General features: G+C 80.3%; 1 protein-coding gene. It reads left to right on the top strand.

Going from position 1 to position 233, the window contains the following annotated elements:
- On the top strand, window positions 1-233 hold a 233-nt coding region (locus F0L68_RS41285; protein ID WP_240543047.1), incomplete at both ends, for an FGGY-family carbohydrate kinase.

Genomic DNA, 233 nt, shown 5'->3' on the forward strand with positions numbered 1-233 from the left:
CCTGCCCGACGCGGCCGGCACGCTCACCGGCATGCGCCGCGCGAACTGCACGCCGGAGAACCTGGCGCGCGCGGCCGTCGAGGGCATGCTCTGCGGCCTCGCCGACGGCCTGGCCGCGCTGCGCGAGGTCGGCGTCGCGCCCCGCAGGGTGCTGTTGATCGGGGGCGCGGCGCGCTCCGCCGCGGTGCGGGCCGTCGCCCCGCTGCTGTTCGGCGTCCCGGTGGACGTGCCGG

Source organism: Solihabitans fulvus (assembly GCF_008386585.1).
Lineage (GTDB): Bacteria > Actinomycetota > Actinomycetes > Mycobacteriales > Pseudonocardiaceae > Solihabitans > Solihabitans fulvus.